The following is an 18,009-nucleotide window of genomic DNA, read 5'->3' on the forward strand; positions in this document are numbered from 1 at the left end:
ATCGTCGGCAGCGTCAGATGTGTATAAGAGACAGATTTCACCCGTATTGACTTTGGATGTAATATCATTGGAGTAGGAAACAACCTCACTAATAAACTTATCCTTTGCCAAGCTCCACTTCATATACTTACCGGCAACGCTGTTCATTACCTGCATAAGCTCATTCTGCTTATAACTGATAATAACGCCAATGACTTTTTGCTCTCCTCGCTCCCTGTCCTCCCGATTGATATACGGATCGCGTTTAATCTCGTCCAATTCGTCATACATTCCCTGCATCAATCTATCCATGATAAAACCACTCTTTAATCTATCGTTTATCGCAAAACCGTTTGGTTTATATAATTGATAAGTATACCTTACGCAAGGTATTTCGATTGCCAGGCGGGTCACAGAGCGAGTATTAGGCTGGCTAATGAGATATAGCCAGAAGAACGCCCACTTATTAGTGGGCAATTTTTAAGCTTCAGGCACCGGCGGCCAGTCAATATCTGGGGCATCATTAGGTTCTAGCCGGTTAATCAGCACCCGGTAATGCTTCCAGTCAAGCTATAAAATCAATAACTTATTGATTTTATTATTGTAGTGAGGAATACGCGTTTAATGTTGCACATCGTCACTGTCTCCCAGCTGCGTTAGGCTACCGTCGTTATCCCCCGGCGTAGGCGCATTGACCGGGTCGAAAATATGGTCCAGGATTGCCCTGGCCGTTGGCCCTGCAACTACGCCATCCCCACCACCATTTTCCAAAATTAGCGCCATTGCCACCCGCGGGTTTTTATACGGCGCAAACAGGGTATAGAAGATATGGTCACGCAGGCGTACCGGGATCATTTTGGCATTGTAAGTCTGGTTTTCTTTCAGGCTGAAAACCTGTGAAGTGCCCGATTTGGCCGCTATCTGGTAGGGCGCGGTATGGAACAGTTTATACCCGGTTCCGTTAGGCAGGTTCGCCATGCCATACATACCTTTGCGCACAATCCCCCAATACGGCGATTTGGCATCGCCAATCTGCACGGCCTGCTCTGGTGGCTGATAGCGTTCGACTTCCCGGCCCTGCTTCATCGAATACAGCAGATGCGGCGTTTTTACCCTGCCGCTGTTGATCAGCGTGGTCAGTGCTTTCACCATCTGGAGCGGCGTAGCGACCCAATACCCCTGACCAATACCCACCGAGACGGTATCACCTTGGTACCAGCCTTTTTTATGTACCCGCTGCTTCCATTCCCTACTCGGCAGCACGCCGCGATATTCCTCGTTTAGATCGATTCCCGTCGCCTTGCCATAGCCAAACTGGCTGAGCCACTGATGGATCCTGTCGATCCCCATCTCATAGGCAACCTGATAGAAGAAGGTATCGGCCGACTCCTCGATCGCCTTGGTGACGTTCAGCAGGCCGTGCCCGGTTTTCAACCAGTCGCGATAGTGCCGCTGCGTTCCCGGCAGGGTCCAGGTGGGTGCACCAAAGAAAGTGGTGGTTGGGGTGATGACACCGGCAAACAGTGCCGATACCGCCATATAAGGTTTTACCGTTGAGGCTGGCGGGTATAACCCCTGCGTCACGCGGTTAATCAGTGGTAAGTCCGGGTTGCTGAGCAGCGACTTGTAGGCCTGATAGCCAATACCTTTGACGAACGGGTTGGGGTCGTAGCTAGGGCTGGAGACCATCGCCAGAATGCCTCCGTCGCGCGGATCGGCGACCACTACCGCCGCCCGTTGCCCTTTGAGCAAGCCTTCGATGTACTGTTGCAGGTGCAGATCCAGCGTGAGATAAATATCTTTGCCCGCCTGGGGCGGCTGTTCCTTCAGCAGGCGAACGATACGCCCGTGGTTATCCACCTCCACTTCCTGATAGCCAGTGGTGCCGTGTAGCTCTTTCTCGTAATAGGCTTCCAGCCCCTGTTTGCCAATATTGTGGTCGGCCGCATAGTTTTGCGCTAATCCCTGCTGCTCCAGCTTTTTAACGTCGTTATCGTTAATGCGCGAGACATATCCCACCACGTGCGCCAACTGTGCCCCGTAAGGATATTGCCGCTGCTGGTAGGTCTCGATGGTTACACCGTCAAAGCGATACTGGTTTACCGCAAAGCGGGCAACCTCGGTTTCACTCAGCCCGGTTTTCAGCGTGACGGGCTTGTAGCGGCTATTGTGGTGCATATCGTCACGGAAGGAGGCGATGTCATCCGGCGTCAGATCGACGATAGGCGTCAGGTTTTGCAACAGCGTTGCCATATCGGCAATCTTGCTGGGGGTCACTTCAATCTGATACAGCTGTATGTTGCGCACCAGCGGGATGCCGTTGCGATCGAAGATCAGGCCTCGATGAGGGGCAATCGGCAGCATCTTGATATCGTTCTGATTAGAGCGAGTCTGGTAAAACGCATGCTGTTTGATCTGCAACTGATAAAGGTTGTAAACCAGCAAGCCAAAACAGGCGACGACTAACACCATCGCCACGCAGGCACGGCGAATGAACAACGTTTCTTCGGCGGGATGGTCACGGAAAGGATCTTTTAATTGGGCCATGCGCGGAGTCTTACCTGCCAGACTGATAGCTAAAAAGGGTGCGAAAAGCCGGCCAGCATAGCGTTAATAACCCTGGTGCCACATTAAAAGGTTGCTAATGATTTGGCATAAATGTTTCAACATATTGGAATGTTGCTGTGATTTGTCAGACAAGCCATGACGACTATTGAGACACCCATTATTCCGATGCTACAATGTGACGCAGATCACACCAGTAACCTAAACCACCGTCTATCCAATGCGCATTCTTCCCCAAGGTCTGATACCAGGAGATGGATGCGGCGTTTGTAGCAAAGGATCACCTTCGATGAGTACCATAGCCACTGGCTTTATTATGATGCGCTGGGAATTGCTGAGCGCAGTGATGATGTTTCTGGCCAGCCAACTGAATGTGGTGTGCCGCAAGGCCAGCCGTAACGGCATGGCGTTTGTGTTCAGCAGCCTGGGGCTGTTCACTAGCTGCTGGTTTGTGATGGGGCTGATGGGTATGTCCTTCAACCTGGCAGGCATTATGCACTTCTGGGCATCATTCAAGGACGTCTTCATCGATGTCATGAGCCAAAACCCGACCGCCTTCCCCCTGCCATAACCACCGTTCCTGGCACCATCCGCCGATGGTGCTGCGCCATAGGTAGCCAGTGGGTTATGGGTTAGCCCGCATCCAGGGCGTTAAAGTCACGCCAACCAGCAAACCTTCCGGGCTTAACAGACGGGTGACGCTCTGGCCCCACGCCTCCAAACGGTTGGCTACCAGCAGTTGATAGCCCTGATCCAGCAGCGTTTGAGTGGCCTTACCCATATCCGCCACGTCAAACTCCATCCATGCCTGCGGCACCGGTAAATCTTGTGGCCATTGATCCTGACCAAAGCAGGATTGAGCAGCCTGCGCCAAAGGCCATAGCGCGAAGTGCTTCACGCCAGCCAAGGCATCGTGCTCGGTCAACAGATAGTCCTCATTCCCTTCCATTGGCTTGAGCGGCAACCCCAGCGCTTGCTGATAAAACGCGGTACTTTGGCTGGTGTTTTGGGTGATCGGGCCAAAACCCGCGACAAAAAGTACCTCAACACCACAAAAGGGTTGTTCCATATCCTTTTTCCTCATGGATTAACGGCTTTGCTGCCGCAGACGTATCGGCGTATGGCCATAGAATGCCTTGAAACGATGGCTGAAATGGCTGGCCGAGCTAAAGCCGCAGTCCAGCGCAATCTGGGTTAGCGGCATCAGCGTGTTGCGCAGTAATTTTTCCGCCTGTTGCAAACGCACCTGCATCACATACTGATGCGGCGCCTGTCCGGTGCTGTGTTTGAACATGCGGGCAAAATGAAACTCGCTCAATTCCGCCTGAGCGGCCAGATCGGCCAGCACCAACGGCTGATCGAGATGGTGATAGATAAACTCCTGCACTCGCTTCAACACGGCAGGAGCCAGCCCACCAAGCACGCTAGGCAGCCGCCATTGCAACTGAGTGTAGCGCTGGAGCATATGTGACATCAACAGCGTGGAGGCGCTGCTCAGTGCCAACTGGTTGGCGCTGTCTTGCCAATTGTGATTAAGCAAAAACTGGCGATACAGCAGCGTGATTTGCGGGTCTTCCGCAAACGACAGCGGCTCTACGTTGATGGACGCCGGGCTGCGATCCCAGGTCTGCTCCACCAAATGGCGTAAATGCTGGTCGGTACAATACAGATGAACAAAGGAGAGATTGCTGCGGACATCCCAGGTGGATTCGTAATGCCGCGGCATGATGCAAAAACGATCCGGGCCGCCGCCGTTCTGCCAGCCCCCTGGTACCTTCTGATAACACTCGTAGCCATCCGCCACGTACAGGCTGAGGGTGTGGTGATCGGCACTTTCCTGGGTGATACGGTCATTGCAGTTTGACCAGGCCGCCAATTGCACGCCAGATCCCAGCTGCACGCTGTTGTGCAACCGGGCTTTATGTTGGTGCAATGTTTCAAATGCCAGGTATGCCATAGCTGCCCTATTCCTGTGATCCAAGCCGTTCCAGTTTAAAGAGTGGCGGCGCGGGATGCCAGTTGTCACGGGGCGCTTTTAACAAAAAAAGCGCAAGAATATGCAATTGGCCGCAAAAGGCTGAAAGCGTTACGACACTAAAAGATGAATACTCCCGTCATCATTAACAGGAGAACTCATGAATACGCTGTTGTATCTTGCCGTAGTGCTGATTTGGGGCACCACGTGGATTGCGATTACTCTGCAACAAGGCACGGTGGCGATCCCCGTGTCGATCGGTTACCGTTTCTTGCTTGCTGCCGCCGTGATGTGGCTAGCCATGCTGGCGCTACGCCGTCTGCGGGCCATTAGCCTGCGGGACCACCTGTTCTGCATGTTGCAGGGCTGCTGTGTGTTTGGCTTTAACTTTTACTGTTTCTACCTGGCGGCGGCCTATATCAGCAGCGGGCTGGAATCGGTGATTTTCTCAATGGCGGTGTTGTTCAACGCGGTTAACAGCATGATTTTCTTCCGCCAACGCCCTAGCCCGAATCTGCTGCCTGCGGCACTGTTAGGCATGACCGGCATCGTGGCGCTGTTTTGGCAGGATCTGATGGCGACCCAGATGGCGCCAGAATTGCTTAAAGGGATCGGGTTGAGCGCTCTGGGTACCTACGGTTTTTCGTTGGGGAATATGCTCAGCACGCGCCACCAACGCCGTGGACTGGATATGCTTTCCACCAATACCTACGCCATGAGCTACGGCACACTGCTGATGTTTGCCATCGCACTGGCACAGGGCGCTTCATTGCAGCTCGAATTCACCACTCGCTATCTGGGATCGCTGTTCTATCTGGCGATTTTTGGCACGGTGATCGCCTTTGCCGCCTATTTCACCCTGCTAGGCCGCATCGGCTCAGGGGCCGCCGCCTATAGCACCTTGCTGTTCCCGTTGGTGGCGCTAACGATCTCCACTCTGTATGAGGGTTACCAGTGGCATCTGAATGCGGTGATTGGCCTGTGCCTGATCCTGCTGGGTAACCTGGTGATGTTCTCCAAGCCGGGGATGTTCAATCTATATCGATGGAAACGTGGGGTTCAGTGACGGTATTAAAGATAAGCGTCGAGATACCGTTGCCCACTTAAGATAATCCATGAATTAACACAAAAATCATTGAGGTGTGATGTAAACCACCTCAATGATTGCCCCCTATCACGAAAGATTACAGCCCATTGCAGTAGGATTCGTATTGACCTTGTTTACTCATGCATATTAATGGCTTATTAGGTCGACAAATTCCATTCCAGGCTGGCCCACTGGCGTTTTGGTTTCCTGCAGCATCATATAATGCTCCCACCGCAACCCCTGCGGCTAGTCCAATTGCCGGCCCTAATGGGCCAGCCAAACCCTTTCCGAATGCCGTGCCAGCGATTGTGGCTCCGCCAACGGCAACCTCTCTACCTGCTTGTTCCCAGTTTACATTTCCTGCACCTGAAACCATATTAATTTCATCAAAGCTTAAGACTTTCATTTAAAAACTCCTGTTGCTTGATAATAAATAAACATCACGATTGCTATGCCAGTAGAAATAGCCAAGGACTGAAATAACGGAGACGCGTTAAAACTTCTCGCAATAGAACCTATGGTAACGCCAAGAAAAACACAAAAAAAGATAAATAGAATATTTTTCACCACCCCCCCTGAAATGTAAGTAATGAACTTGTTTTTAAAATTACAATATTGATTTCAATAAATCATAAAAATAAGAGAGATTGTTCAGACATTATAAAAATGCCTGAAGGTGCTAAGGTTTGTGATATAACCTACCTACTCATTTCTCAAATGATGTCATCACAGAATAACCATCCAGAAGTTGATAGTGACTATCATTCTAAATTATTTCATCAAGGTCAAGTTATTTTTATTCGACAGTAAACACCTATTAATCATTCCTATAATGAAAACCGTTAAGGCGATATGGTAATTTTATTAGCAACAATCAAAGTAAGCAGCGGAAAATAAATCGATAGCCATGGTCTAAAACCTTGTCACCCACGAAGGCTTTTTAGCTGCGCTCAAAAATTAGGCCTGCCGTAGGAAGTTCTCTATGCTCGTTGCCAAGGCGAGCGGTACTTCATTCATTGGGTAATGACCGGCATTCTCAAGTATTTCCAGTTCAGCCCTTGGATACCATGCAAGGTAGGTGGAACGCATCAGATCTGTGTTGAATGTCGGATCATGCTCCCCGATCAGCACCTTAACCCTGTGTGGTAAACCCTGTACCTGCGCGCTGAAATCGGTGTTGCTCCATGCATTCAAGTAAGCGGCAAAAGCGGCTCTGGACGAATGCGCCATTGAATACTCAGCTTTCCAGTCGATCCACGCTCGTGAAAGGCGCTGTCCAGTACTACGATTGATGATGTTCCTTCTATTCTCGATGCTATCAGCTGCACCAGTAAACAATGCTTGCCCTACAGGATCGAAGGCTACACCGCAGCAAGGAACCGGTGCAACAGGAACTAACATACGCACGCGTTCAGGGGCCAGGGTCGCTACACGTTCAATTGCCATTCCCCCCATCGAGTGGCCTATCAAGCTAAACGTGTCGAATCCAAGCTCATCTGCAAGGGATAAGGTATCGATCGCAATTTCATCCATGCTATAAGTGCCAGTTGCGGAACTCATGCTCCCGTATCCACGGTAGTTCATAAAGATATAAGTAAATTCTTCGCGGCTGAGGGCATCCTCCATTGGCGCAAAAGCATGGCAATCACCAAACCACCCGTGAAGAACAATGACAGAATGCGGACCATTACCTACTCGGTGAAACGTGTTGGACATATCGACTCCTAATAAACTGAATGTGCCAGATGATTTCGTTACCGTGGCCATTGTAGGATCCGCAGCACCAGCTCGCTTTCAGTATTGAGTCAATTATTGTAGAGTTTGGGCCATGCGTAATACGTTACTCGACCCCTACGAAGACATTCCACGAATTGCCGTAGTCACAGCAAATGACTATCCGGCGTCTTCGACTTTTCCCTCCCATACACATCGTCGCAGCCAGTTTGCCTATGCCGCCTCCGGGACGATCAGCGTGTTCACGGCACGCGAAAACCTGGTTGTTCCACCACAGCGGGCATGCTGGGTACCCGCTGGCATCGACCATGAGATGCATATGCGTGGCCCTGTCACCATGTTGAACGCATTTTTCACCCCGGACGCTGCCCGCGCCGCAGGACTACCCGATGGATGTCGGGTGGTTGGAGTGTCACCCTTGCTACAGAACCTGTTAGTACAGGCAGTGGATTTGCCAGCGCTCTATGACCTGAATAATAGAGAAGGCAAGATTATGTCTCTGTTGCTTGATGAAATTGCCGCTATGCCATCTCTGTTGCTAAATACTCCGTTGCCGGACGAGCCTCGTTTAGCCAGACTGTGCCGTCAACTGATTGAAAACCCCTCTCTTTCTATCGATATCAACACAATGGCTGCGGAGGCAGGCATGAGTCGGCGCACTTTCACCAGAGTGTTCCGAACGCAAACTGGCGTGAGCTTTACTGAGTGGCGCCAACAAGCCTGTCTGCTGGCGGCTATCACCCGCCTTAACAATGGGGAATCGGTTACTCGCGTTGCGCTGGACCTTGGCTATGGGAGTTCAAGTGCCTTCACTGCACTATTCCGCCGTGTACTTGGCGTGCCGCCCAGCCTATACCTTGAGAAATAGCGAAAAATCAAAGGGGTAATGTTTCTGAATGGATAGGGGCGCCGTACCACGCCCCTAGTGACTCCGACGACTGTATTTCTGCACTGATATTGTCACTTCATTCCGGTTGGACAAGTATCCGCGACATTGTTAAGCCCTTCGGTTTGATGTTCGAAGCGAGTCTTGTTGGCGGGCGCATCATGGTCAATCGTCAGAACATAGATACTGTCAAAATCACTGCCCGGCCATTTGGCCGCCTGTTGGGGATCGCCCCCTTCTGCGGTGATAATGTTTTTTACCACCTGCACCAAGTTGTGATGTTCCCAAGAGACATACACCACGGCATTGCGGAAACGATCGTCCAGCAGAGCCGTCTGCAAATCAGTAATGTCATCGGCGTGATACTGGATATTCACTGGCAGCGAAAGCCGAATGGCCGTGGGGGTGATGGTGGTCAATGCTCGCAGGGAGCTACCCAGCTTATTTTTCTTGGGGCCTGCAGCATAAATGGCTTCGGGTTTACCAAAGCGGGAGATTAAGACCTCTGGCAGTGCCAAGGCGCGGTTAAAGCCTTTGCAGGTCAGCTGACCACTGTTGTTGTCTGGCTTCTCGCCGTGGCGAACGAAAACCAGGGTTTGCTCACTCCAGGCGGCCCCTGCCACGCTGGACAACAGTAGCGCCAATACGCCATTTTTAAACGCTTGCTTCATGGTTCTTTCCACCCATATTTACCCTCAAGAGCACTGCCAGCTAAGGCCGCATACTTGCAGGACATTGTCATGACTAATGAATTATTTGCATAGGTGTATGCATATTTAGCTACCTTATCATTGAATCGGCCCTGTAATACACTTCCTCCTGTCGGCCATAAGCACATCGGCCACCCTTTTTGATTGCTTCCTGAAAGCAGGCGTAATTTGACGGCGGAGACGAAATGAGCGAGAAATTTGACGGTAACGGTATTTTCCCCAAAGGGCCAAGAAATGACGCCTATGCGCAATATTTCACCGGCACCAGCTACCTGAACATGTTGACCACCGAAGGGGTAGCCATTGGCAATGTGGTGTTTGAACCAGGCTGTCGGAATAACTGGCATATCCACCATCAGGGCGGCCAGATCCTACTGGTGACCGGCGGGCGCGGCTGGTATCAGGAGTGGAATGAACCGGCTCGCCAACTTACCGCCGGGGACGTGGTCAATATCCCGGCAGGAACCAAACACTGGCACGGTGCAGCCCAGGATAGCTGGTTTGCGCATATTGCCGTGGCGGTCCCGGCCGAGGGCTCCTCCAATGAGTGGTTGGAACCGGTATCCGACGAGGATTACCGTCAGCTACCCTGATCAGCCAAGACAGGTGGCTGGGGATTAATGACAGCGGGTGCACATTTGCAGCGCCCTTTAGAGAATTAATCGATTAGCCAATCAATAATCCCAGCACCGCACCGCCCGCCAAGATCCATAACGGATGGATGCGCTTACTCATACTGAGTAATGTCGCTAACACAATTAATATTGCTAACCGCCAATTGGTGGCTGAAGCCTGGGCAATCAGCACGCCGCTGGCGGCAACCAGCCCGACCGTCACCGGCACCAGCCCAACCTGAACGATACGCCTCCAGGGTTTATCTTTAAAACGCCGCCATGCGCCCATCACCAGAATGGTGACAATGGACGACGGTCCAAACTTGGCTACGGAAGAAACCAACAGCCCGGCCCAACCCGCGACATGCCAACCAATCAGCGGCACGATCATCATATTCGGCCCCGGAGCCGCCTGCGCCATGGCAAACAATGCGCTGAATTCCTGGGCGCTCATCCATTGATGCACCTCCACCACCTGGCGCTGCATTTCCGGCAGAATGGTAAAGCCGCCACCGAACGCCATCAGCGAAAGCTCGGTAAAAATGATCGCCAATGAGATTAACACCGCCATCATGAAGGTTTCCTCCAGGCAAGCAGAATACTGAGCGGGGCCAACAACAGCATGGTTGGCAGCAATGGCAGACGCAGCCAGGCAATCGCCACCAAAGCAATGGCAACAATCGCTAATGGCAACCATTTCCCCCACAGTGGCAACAGCATTTTCAATGCGGTAGAGAGCAGCAAACCTGCCGCCGCTGCGGCTAACCCAGCGAACACATGTTGCACATGGACATCGTTTTGGTAGCGAGCATAAATCACGCCCAGGCCGACCACAATCGCCGTTGGGGCGCAGATCAACCCGAGCAAGGCACATAGCGCACCACGCAATCCGCGAAACTCCATCCCCACCGCTACGGAAAGGTTAATGACGTTGCCACCCGGCAGGAACTGGCACAATCCCAGCAGTTCGGTGAACTGTTCAGCGGTTAACCAGCGGCGTTGTTCTACCAACATGCTGCGCGCCAGCGGGAGTACCCCGCCAAAGCCGATCAGGCCAAGCATCAGAAAACCGGTAAACAGTTGAGTATTGCTTGGTGGTTTTGCAACTTCATGGCCCTGTAGCGCATTAGAATCCGACATAGCGTTTCCCACATTATCTCAGTTGTTATCTGGCATAATGCACGCGGCCAAGCCATGATGTCTAATGCATTTCAGAGCCATTATCGCTACGGTGAACGCGCTGCAGACCGAGCTTAATCGTCCCGATCGACAATCCGCGTCAGGTGGATGACCAAGTACAGCAGCTCGTCGTTGGACATCTCCATTTCCAACAGATTTTTCACATAGTCACGGATCACCAGTGCGCAACGATAGGCATCGGGATACTCTTTCGTCGCCTGCAAGAACAGGAAATCGTCTTTCGACTTCACCTGTTTGTTATCGATCATTCGTTGAATGAAAAACTGCATATGCAGCAGGAAACGTGAGTAGTTGAGTGAATCCGTGGCGATATCGATGCGAAAATGGTATTTGATGATGTTGAAGATATCCTTCAGCATCTTCACCGCCAGCAGCGTGTGCTCCATACTCTGTACGTCGGTCTGGCCATTGACCAGGTGAAAGGCAATGTTCCCCGCTTCCGCCTCCGGCAACAGGATATTCAAACGCTGGTTGATCTGCGCCAGCGCCTGTAATGCCACGGCAAACTCCTGCGGATAAAAGCGTTTTACCTCATGCAACAGTCGGTTCTGAATGATGATGCCTTTACGGCAGCGCTCAATTGCAAAGCTGAGATGATCCACCAAGGTGAAAAAGATCTGTTCGTTGACCCGGCCACCAAGCTGGCTGTTGGCCAGCCTGAGGATCATTTGCACCAGCTCAATGTGCTGTTCCGGCGTGGCCTCTATCAGGCGTAGATGGTCGTGGCCGGTTTGACCGTTCTGCACCACATAGACTTTTTCTATGCTGGCCGAGGCCAGCACATCCCCTACTTTGCTGTTAAACCCGATGCCCTTGCCCATCACGATAACTTCGCGGTTATCGCTGTCGGTAGACAGCACCAGGCTGTTATTGAGCACCTTGACGACTTTCATCATTAAACTGTGTTATCCACGTTGTTGGCCGTTCGAGGCAATCAGGCGCTGATACCAGGCGAAACTGTTCTTCTTGATACGCCGCAGATCGTGCAGATCCTGTTCACCGCGGTTGACATAGATAAAACCGTAGCGCTTGGCGTAGCCCTGATGCGTGCTGACCAGATCGATCGCCGCCCACGGGCAGTAACCCAGCAGATCGACACCATCATTAATCGCCAACTGCATTTGTTCGATATGCGCACGCATGAAATCGATGCGGTAATCATCATTGATGATATCCCCAGACAATAGCTGGTCCGGCGCGCCGATGCCATTCTCAGTAATTAAAATCGGCAGATGATAGCGTTCATAAACCTTGCGCAGCGTCAGCCGCAGGCCCACGGGGTCGATCACCCAACCATAGCGCGTTTTGTCGACATACGGGTTTTCCGCTGCCCGATACACGCCCGGCTCACCCAGCATGATTTGCTGGTCCCCCGCACGAGCAGTGATATCCGAGGCATCCCCACGGCTGGCGGCGATGGTGGCGGTGGAATAGTAGTTAATCGCTACATAATCCGGCTTTCCTTGCAGCAGTAACTCCGCGTCTCCGTCTTCAATCACTGGGGCAAGGCCGCGATCCTGCAAATATCGCCAGGCCAACGCATTGTATCGGCCATGTACCGCAACATCCAGAAAGCTCCAGCAGCGCAGCGTTTCCCAGTTGTGGGCGGCGATGGCATCCAACGGATGGCAGGTTTCCTGATACATCGACGTGGTATTGATCGCCGGGCCGATTTTCCCCCTGGGACAGCGCTGATGGCACAAAGCCATGACCCGCGCCTGCGCCACCAGCATATGGTGGCTCTGTTGATAAAGTACCGGCTTGGTAGGCAGTTCGCCGCCCTTTGGTACCCCGATGGCACCAGGGTGCAGGATCATGGTGTTCTGTTCGTTGATGGTCAGCCAATATTTGACCTTATCGCCAAAGGCAGTGAACAGCACGTCCGCATACTCGACAAAGGCATCGATGGTCTGCCGATTGCTCCAACCGCCCTGTTGTTCCAGCACATAGGGCAGATCGAAATGGTAGAGCGTGACCACAGGTTCAATGCCGTGCTTGAGCAGTTCATCGATCAGGTCACGATAAAACGCCAGACCAGGCTGATTCACCTCGCCCGTACCGTTGGGCAAAATGCGCGTCCAGGCAACGGAGAAACGGTACGCCTTCAGCCCTAATTCGGCGAACAGCTTAACGTCTTCACGGAAGCGGTGGTAATGATCGCTGGCCACCTTAAAATCTGCCGTCTCGGCGGGATGATCGAGCATATCGACAATGGAAGGACTTTTGCCGTCTTCGTCCCATGCCCCCTCAACCTGATAAGCCGAGGTTGAGGCCCCCCACAGGAAGCCAGGCGGAAAATCGTTCAGCTGGTGGTAAATCATACATTTTTTTCCTTGGTATTCAGCGCGACAATTTGCTCACCAAAGTTCACCGGGCCAGGCTGTCGGCAGCTCAGGTGCGGATACTGCTCGCTGTTGACCACCAGCACCGGGGTGATAATGTCGTAACCCAGCGCGGTAATGGCGGCAATATCAAAGCGCACCAGCTCATCACCGTTTTTCACCCGATCGCCCACCTGCAGTTGAGAGCTGAAATGCTCACCGTTGAGATTGACGGTATCGATGCCGATATGCATCAGCACTTCCATGCCGTTATCGGCCTTAATGCCCACGGCATGCTTCGAAGGCAGGAAGGTCACGATTTCCCCGTCCACTGGAGCACGCAGCACACCTTGCTCAGGTACAATTGCCACGCCCTTGCCCAACAACCCTTGCGAAAATACGTCGTCATTCACCTGTTCCAGCGCCACCAGTTGACCAGCCAACGGGCTTAACAGCATCGCATTGCTCTCGGAAGGAGCACTATCTGTTGCTGCCGCCTCTTCATCTTCATCAACCGGATCCTCAAAGCCCAGGATCCAGGTCAAGGCAAAGGTCACGACAATGGCGATAACGCAGGTGATGAGGGCGTGCACGATATTCATCGGGTTTTCGCCGATAAAGGCCGGTAAGGCCGCCAACCCTGGCGAAACAAAGGCATAACGCACCAAACCGCTTACACCCGCGTAGACACCGGCACAGCCGCCGCCGATCATGGCTGCGATCAACGGTTTACGCAGTTTCAGCGTGACGCCGTATAGTGAAGGCTCGGTGATCCCCAGCAGCGCGGTGAAACCGGCGGATGAGGCTAACTGACGCAGATTTTTATTCTTGGTGCGGAACGCGACACACAGGGTTGCCGCGCCCTGGGCGATGTTGGAAGCCAACATGCCGGGGCCATTAATCATTTCAAAGCCGTTTTTACTCAACTGGCCGGTAGCGATAGGCGTCATCGCCCACGCGGTGCCGGTGATCACCAGGAATGGTTGCAGCCCGCCCATTAGCATCGGGATCAGCCAACTGGCCTTGCCATCGATAATCGCCGCGCCGCTGGCCACCAGATCGTTGAGGAAAATACCGAACGGCCCTACCGCCACCAAGGCTAGCGGCGTGGTAACCAGCAGGATGATCATCGGTTTGGTGAAGAATTTAATCATGGTCGGCGAGACTTTCTCAGCAAAGCGCTCGATATAAGACATCAGCCACACCGTGAAGATGATCGGCAGCACCGAGCCGGCATAATCGGCCAACCGCACCGGGATGCCAATAAAATCGATTGGTGAACCGGCGGCCAGCATCTGGGCAAGATTGGGATGCAACAAGGCTCCCGCGATGGTCATGGCCAGAATAGGGTTACACTCAAACTTGATCGATGCCCCATAGGCCAGCAGCACTGGCAGGAAAAAGAAGGCAGCATCGGCGATGGTATCCAGCAGATGGTAAGTTGGGCTGGCCGCGCTGATCGCCCCAGTTAACTTGAGGATCGCCAGCAGCGCCTTGATCATCCCCGCACCGGTAATAGCCGGGATCACCGGCGTAAAGGTGGTCGAAATCACGCTGATAATCTGCGTAAAGACACCGCCCTTGGCCTTGTTCTTCGGCTGCCCGCCCGGTTTGCCCAGCGGTTGGCCAATCGCTTTTTGCAACGCGCGGAAAGTCTGCTGCACGTTGTTGCCCACCACAATCTGGAACTGGCCACCGCGCTCGACCACGCTGATCACGCCGGGCAAAGCTTCTATCGCTTTCGCATCTACCCGACTATCGTCGTTAAACTCCATCCGTAGACGGGTAGCGCAGTGCGTCAGCTTGCTGACGTTAGCCTTTCCCCCGACCAGTGCCAATATGTCCAAGCCCAACTTGTTATAATCCATAGGTTTTCCCCGGCAAAAAAAGCAAAAAAAAAGACCAAAATGAAAATGCTCCCCTTCGGCAGAAGAAGTGCATTTCTATTTTGGTCTTGCCTGCTTGCGCAGTAACACGCCATCATAAAAATGATTGAGTAGCTTATTACGCTACGGCGCAAGTAATACCGCGGACGCGATCTCCAGGCAACCGGCAACGGTAAGCTTTGTGATTCGCATCACGATTAGTCGCAGGAAAAATCGCAAGCGATCCGACGAAAAATCATCAAACTCACCCGCGACCTACTGTAGCCATGCCCTTCAATAGGTTAAACTTCTCTACCTCGGCGAGTTACCTCTGCCGACCGTTGCGCTTGAATAACAATGAACCAAGGAAGTCCACATGCAACAAGGCTCTAAACTGCGGCCACCACCCATTGATGTGATCACCATTCAGTCGCAGGTGGTCTACGGTAGCGTGGGGAATGGCATTGCCTACCGCACGTTGTTGAAGAAGAACCTGGAGGTGTTGCAGGTACCGAGCGTGTTGTTTGGTTGCCCGCCCTATTACGGCGCGCCGCACGGGGGAGCGATCTCCAGCGAATGGTTCAGCGGTTTTCTGGAAGATCTGATTGCCCGTGAAGTCGTGTGCCGCGCGCGGGCCATCATTATCGGTTATCTGGGTGACGTGGCGCAGTGCCATATTCTGGCAGACTGGCTGCCGCGGGTGATTGCCCTCAATCCGGGCATCAAGATCTATATCGATCCGGTGATGGGAGACTACGGCGAAGGGGTTTACGTCGATAAACGTCTGGTTGAACGTTATCGCTCGCCATACCTCAATCTGGCCCATGGCCTTACGCCGAACGGTTTCGAGCTGGAGCAGCTTTGCGGCATGGCGTTAAGCACGCGCGAGCAAACCGAGCAGGCTGCACGGGCGCTGCTCAAAGGCAATACGGAGTGGGTACTGGTCACCAGCGCACCTGGCGTGGCAAACGGCGATCAGGAAGTTGGCTTGTTGCTGGTCACCGCTGAAGCGGCGCAAAGCTTCACCCATGCCAAAATCGATTCGCCGGTGAAAGGGACGGGTGACATGTTCACTGCGCTGTTAATTGCCCATTTGCTGCAGGGGGAATCTTTCAGCAAGGCAGTGCCGACTGCGATCCATGAGGTATGTGCGGTATTGGAAGATGCGGCGCGTCACGGCTGGCAGGAGATCGGCCACCTGCGGGCACTGAAGTGATGTGATGCCCCTCACCCTAACCCTCTCCCACAGGGAGAGGGGACCGATCGAGTAAAGCTGAAAGTAGAGTTATTCACCTTGAACACCGACTGGCTCAACTGGGTTGCAAGGGTGAGCATGGTTGCTGAAATTACCTCTTTACTTCCAAATTAGCAGGGGCTATCAGCTCCCTCTCCCTGTGGGAGAGGATTGGGATGAGGGAGTCAACGTTTTTTCTTCTTGTTGAAATCCAATTCAAAAGCAAATACCGCGCTTTGAATTTTGCGCTCGGTCAACATCCCCATCTTGAGAAAACGACAGGACAGACGCGAGAAATGATGCTTTTCGTCTTCATCAATAACATGATCTTCATTCACGGCAATCAGTTCCATATTGACCTTAAACTTGCCGTAATCCCCTAAATCCAGCTGCGCCTTATTGAACACCAGCCCCGGCTGCATATAGCCAGGCACCGGGCCGTCGATACGCAGGCCAACACCGCCCGGCGAAAGATCGTGAATACGCAGTTGATACGGGGTGCCATCGCTGTGTTCCCCGTTACAGAAAAATTCACGCCAATAAGGCGTGGTAATGCGTAACTGGCGGCGGCGTTGGATATAAACCAGCTGCTTCGGCAGACGGGCCTCATAAACCGGCGTATCGTTATGCTCGGTCAGTTGCACCTGTTCGACAGAGAATTCAATTTTTGCATCGTGGCTTTCAATCACAATATTGAATATCCCTTCGGGGATCTGCTCTGTGGCATCGCAATTAAAAACAATGTTATCAGCGCCAACGCTTAATAATTGGCCGTTGAATTCATGCTGTTCATTAGCGACACGCAGTGGCGTTCTTTGCTTATAGATGTCGCGCAAAATTGCCAGCACCTCAAAACGCTCCTGCTTGATAAACAGTCCGTTATCAATATGTTCCACCCGTCACTCCCAGCATTGTCCATCGACGCTAACGCTTTCCTTACACAATCATCACCGTCATCAATACTAAAGTCAAATTTCCCAGCGTTGCCATAATAATGGCAGTAGTCGGGAAAAACGGGCTGCCCATGCTGCCTGCCCTGCACGATCCCCGATTAAATCCTGGCGAATTTCGATGCCAACATAAGGTAATTCATGGCGTTCCGCATGTACCGGCAGCGTGTAGTCGGTTGCATCGGTCATCGCATATGGCTCATTGATACCGACCTGTAAGTCCCCTTCTGCACGCAGCAACTCCGCCAACAACAGGGCAAATTGTGGATGGCGGTTAAACAGCAGCCCAACCTGCCACGGCCTTGAATCGCCTTTAAACACCGGTGTAAAGCTGTGCATGGCGATCACCGCGCAGGGTTGATTACTGGCACGGCGAGCTGCCAGCGTATGATTGATGGCCTGGTGATAAGGCTGAAAAATTTCCTGTTCACGGGCGCCCGCTTCGGCCGCGCTGATCCCTTGGTTGCCAGGTATTGGCGTAACTTCCGATAACGGTGGGATCGAACTGGCAATACCCGGCGTACGGTTACAGTCGATCACCAAACGCGAGTAGTGCTGATGGATTAATGTCGCATCCAACTGTTGGGCCAGCAGGCGGGAAACCGCCAGCGCACCGATATCCCAACCGATATGCCGATCGATATCGCCGCTGGCCAGGCCAAGATCGCCAAGACGTTTTGGGATGGCCTGCCCCGCATGATCGCACAGCAGCAAGAAAGGAGAAGTCGCCTGTGGTAGCTCAACGCTGACGGCCGCAGGCTCATCCGCAGACAGCAAGGTTGGTGTATAGGGGTGATACATAGGACACTCCGGCGAAAGAAACCGCTAATTCTAGGCGATCCTTTCACCGGCTACCAATTTCCCATGGGAGGATTTGGCGCGGCCGCAC

At 52.8% G+C, this 18,009-nt stretch carries 18 protein-coding genes and 2 pseudogenes; 5 read left to right on the forward strand and 15 right to left on the reverse strand.

From position 1 onward, the window contains the following. The 3 genes and pseudogenes from JHD74_RS09460 to mrdA form a co-directional block, all read right to left on the reverse strand. Positions 1–291 (reverse strand): annotated as a pseudogene (locus JHD74_RS09460) (hypothetical protein); the annotation flags it as partial. 168 nt (positions 292–459) lie between these two features. After that, positions 460–534, reverse strand: a pseudogene (locus JHD74_RS26600) (tail fiber assembly protein); the annotation flags it as partial. Positions 535–600: 66 nt separating this feature from the next. Then, positions 601–2,526: a penicillin-binding protein 2 gene (gene mrdA / locus JHD74_RS09470; RefSeq protein ID WP_199062537.1), complete on the reverse strand. Its 1,926-nt coding sequence runs from the start codon at positions 2,524–2,526 to the stop codon at positions 601–603. 307 nt (positions 2,527–2,833) lie between these two features. On the opposite strand from mrdA, the gene JHD74_RS09475 reads away from it, so the two are divergent. Beyond that, positions 2,834–3,115, forward strand: coding sequence for a YjcB family protein (locus JHD74_RS09475; RefSeq protein WP_024530953.1), 282 nt, complete (start codon positions 2,834–2,836; stop codon positions 3,113–3,115). A 54-nt stretch (positions 3,116–3,169) separates the two neighbouring features. Here the strand turns inward: JHD74_RS09475 and JHD74_RS09480 are convergent, their stop codons facing one another. Together JHD74_RS09480 and JHD74_RS09485 are read right to left on the reverse strand one after the other, a co-directional pair. Beyond that, on the reverse strand, positions 3,170–3,613 hold the full coding sequence (locus JHD74_RS09480) for a VOC family protein (RefSeq protein ID WP_074031057.1): 444 nt from the start codon (positions 3,611–3,613) through the stop codon (positions 3,170–3,172). 18 nt (positions 3,614–3,631) lie between these two features. Next, positions 3,632–4,501, reverse strand: coding sequence for a helix-turn-helix domain-containing protein (locus JHD74_RS09485; RefSeq protein ID WP_199062539.1), 870 nt, complete (start codon positions 4,499–4,501; stop codon positions 3,632–3,634). A 178-nt stretch (positions 4,502–4,679) separates the two neighbouring features. On the opposite strand from JHD74_RS09485, the gene JHD74_RS09490 reads away from it, so the two are divergent. After that, positions 4,680–5,585 carry a DMT family transporter gene (locus JHD74_RS09490; RefSeq protein WP_024530956.1) on the forward strand — a complete coding sequence of 302 codons (906 nt, stop codon included), beginning with the start codon at positions 4,680–4,682 and terminating at the stop codon, positions 5,583–5,585. Between the two features lie 118 nt (positions 5,586–5,703). Here JHD74_RS09490 and JHD74_RS09495 read toward each other — a convergent pair whose 3' ends face one another. Further along, a complete protein-coding gene (locus tag JHD74_RS09495) occupies positions 5,704–6,012 on the reverse strand; it encodes a colicin V family bacteriocin (protein ID WP_199062541.1) in 309 nt (102 codons plus the stop codon). Between the two features lie 551 nt (positions 6,013–6,563). Beyond that, positions 6,564–7,322, reverse strand: a complete 759-nt coding sequence (locus JHD74_RS09500) for an alpha/beta fold hydrolase (protein WP_199062543.1) — start codon at positions 7,320–7,322, stop codon at positions 6,564–6,566. A 112-nt stretch (positions 7,323–7,434) separates the two neighbouring features. Here JHD74_RS09500 and JHD74_RS09505 point away from each other — a divergent pair, with 112 nt between their 5' ends. Continuing rightward, positions 7,435–8,208, forward strand: coding sequence for a helix-turn-helix domain-containing protein (locus JHD74_RS09505; RefSeq protein ID WP_024530958.1), 774 nt, complete (start codon positions 7,435–7,437; stop codon positions 8,206–8,208). A gap of 92 nt (positions 8,209–8,300) precedes the next feature. Here the strand turns inward: JHD74_RS09505 and JHD74_RS09510 are convergent, their stop codons facing one another. Beyond that, positions 8,301–8,897 (reverse strand): histidine phosphatase family protein, encoded by a 597-nt coding sequence (locus JHD74_RS09510; protein WP_024530959.1) that lies wholly within the window; start codon positions 8,895–8,897, stop codon positions 8,301–8,303. A 224-nt stretch (positions 8,898–9,121) separates the two neighbouring features. On the opposite strand from JHD74_RS09510, the gene JHD74_RS09515 reads away from it, so the two are divergent. Beyond that, positions 9,122–9,529, forward strand: coding sequence for a cupin domain-containing protein (locus tag JHD74_RS09515; protein WP_199062545.1), 408 nt, complete (start codon positions 9,122–9,124; stop codon positions 9,527–9,529). Positions 9,530–9,602: 73 nt separating this feature from the next. Here JHD74_RS09515 and JHD74_RS09520 read toward each other — a convergent pair whose 3' ends face one another. From JHD74_RS09520 to JHD74_RS09540, 5 genes are all read right to left on the reverse strand, one after another. Next, positions 9,603–10,124 carry a chromate transporter gene (locus tag JHD74_RS09520; RefSeq protein ID WP_199062547.1) on the reverse strand — a complete coding sequence of 174 codons (522 nt, stop codon included), beginning with the start codon at positions 10,122–10,124 and terminating at the stop codon, positions 9,603–9,605. Continuing rightward, positions 10,121–10,690, reverse strand: coding sequence for a chromate transporter (locus tag JHD74_RS09525; protein WP_074031052.1), 570 nt, complete (start codon positions 10,688–10,690; stop codon positions 10,121–10,123). The genes JHD74_RS09520 and JHD74_RS09525 overlap by 4 nt, the downstream gene beginning before the upstream one ends. Before the next feature lie 113 nt (positions 10,691–10,803). Then, the gene (gene licT / locus JHD74_RS09530) at positions 10,804–11,643 is read right to left on the reverse strand and encodes a BglG family transcription antiterminator LicT (protein WP_024530963.1); all 840 of its coding nucleotides are present in this window, start codon (positions 11,641–11,643) and stop codon (positions 10,804–10,806) included. Positions 11,644–11,655: 12 nt separating this feature from the next. After that, positions 11,656–13,071, reverse strand: a complete 1,416-nt coding sequence (locus JHD74_RS09535) for a glycoside hydrolase family 1 protein (RefSeq protein WP_199062548.1) — start codon at positions 13,069–13,071, stop codon at positions 11,656–11,658. Continuing rightward, positions 13,068–14,939, reverse strand: a complete 1,872-nt coding sequence (locus tag JHD74_RS09540; protein ID WP_074031048.1) for a beta-glucoside-specific PTS transporter subunit IIABC — start codon at positions 14,937–14,939, stop codon at positions 13,068–13,070. The genes JHD74_RS09535 and JHD74_RS09540 overlap by 4 nt, the downstream gene beginning before the upstream one ends. Before the next feature lie 373 nt (positions 14,940–15,312). On the opposite strand from JHD74_RS09540, the gene JHD74_RS09545 reads away from it, so the two are divergent. Then, positions 15,313–16,152 carry a PfkB family carbohydrate kinase gene (locus JHD74_RS09545; RefSeq protein WP_024530966.1) on the forward strand — a complete coding sequence of 280 codons (840 nt, stop codon included), beginning with the start codon at positions 15,313–15,315 and terminating at the stop codon, positions 16,150–16,152. Positions 16,153–16,355: 203 nt separating this feature from the next. Here the strand turns inward: JHD74_RS09545 and JHD74_RS09550 are convergent, their stop codons facing one another. Both JHD74_RS09550 and JHD74_RS09555 read right to left on the reverse strand, forming a co-directional pair. Then, complete coding sequence (locus JHD74_RS09550) at positions 16,356–17,066, reverse strand: flagellar brake protein (RefSeq protein WP_199062556.1); 711 nt, start codon at positions 17,064–17,066, stop codon at positions 16,356–16,358. A 72-nt stretch (positions 17,067–17,138) separates the two neighbouring features. Beyond that, entirely contained in the window at positions 17,139–17,921 is a 783-nt protein-coding gene (locus tag JHD74_RS09555) for an N-formylglutamate amidohydrolase (protein WP_024530968.1), read from the reverse strand. Between the last annotated feature and the right edge of the window lie 88 nt (positions 17,922–18,009).

The organism is Serratia sp. ASV30 (assembly GCF_016428815.1).
GTDB lineage: Bacteria > Pseudomonadota > Gammaproteobacteria > Enterobacterales > Enterobacteriaceae > Chania > Chania fonticola_C.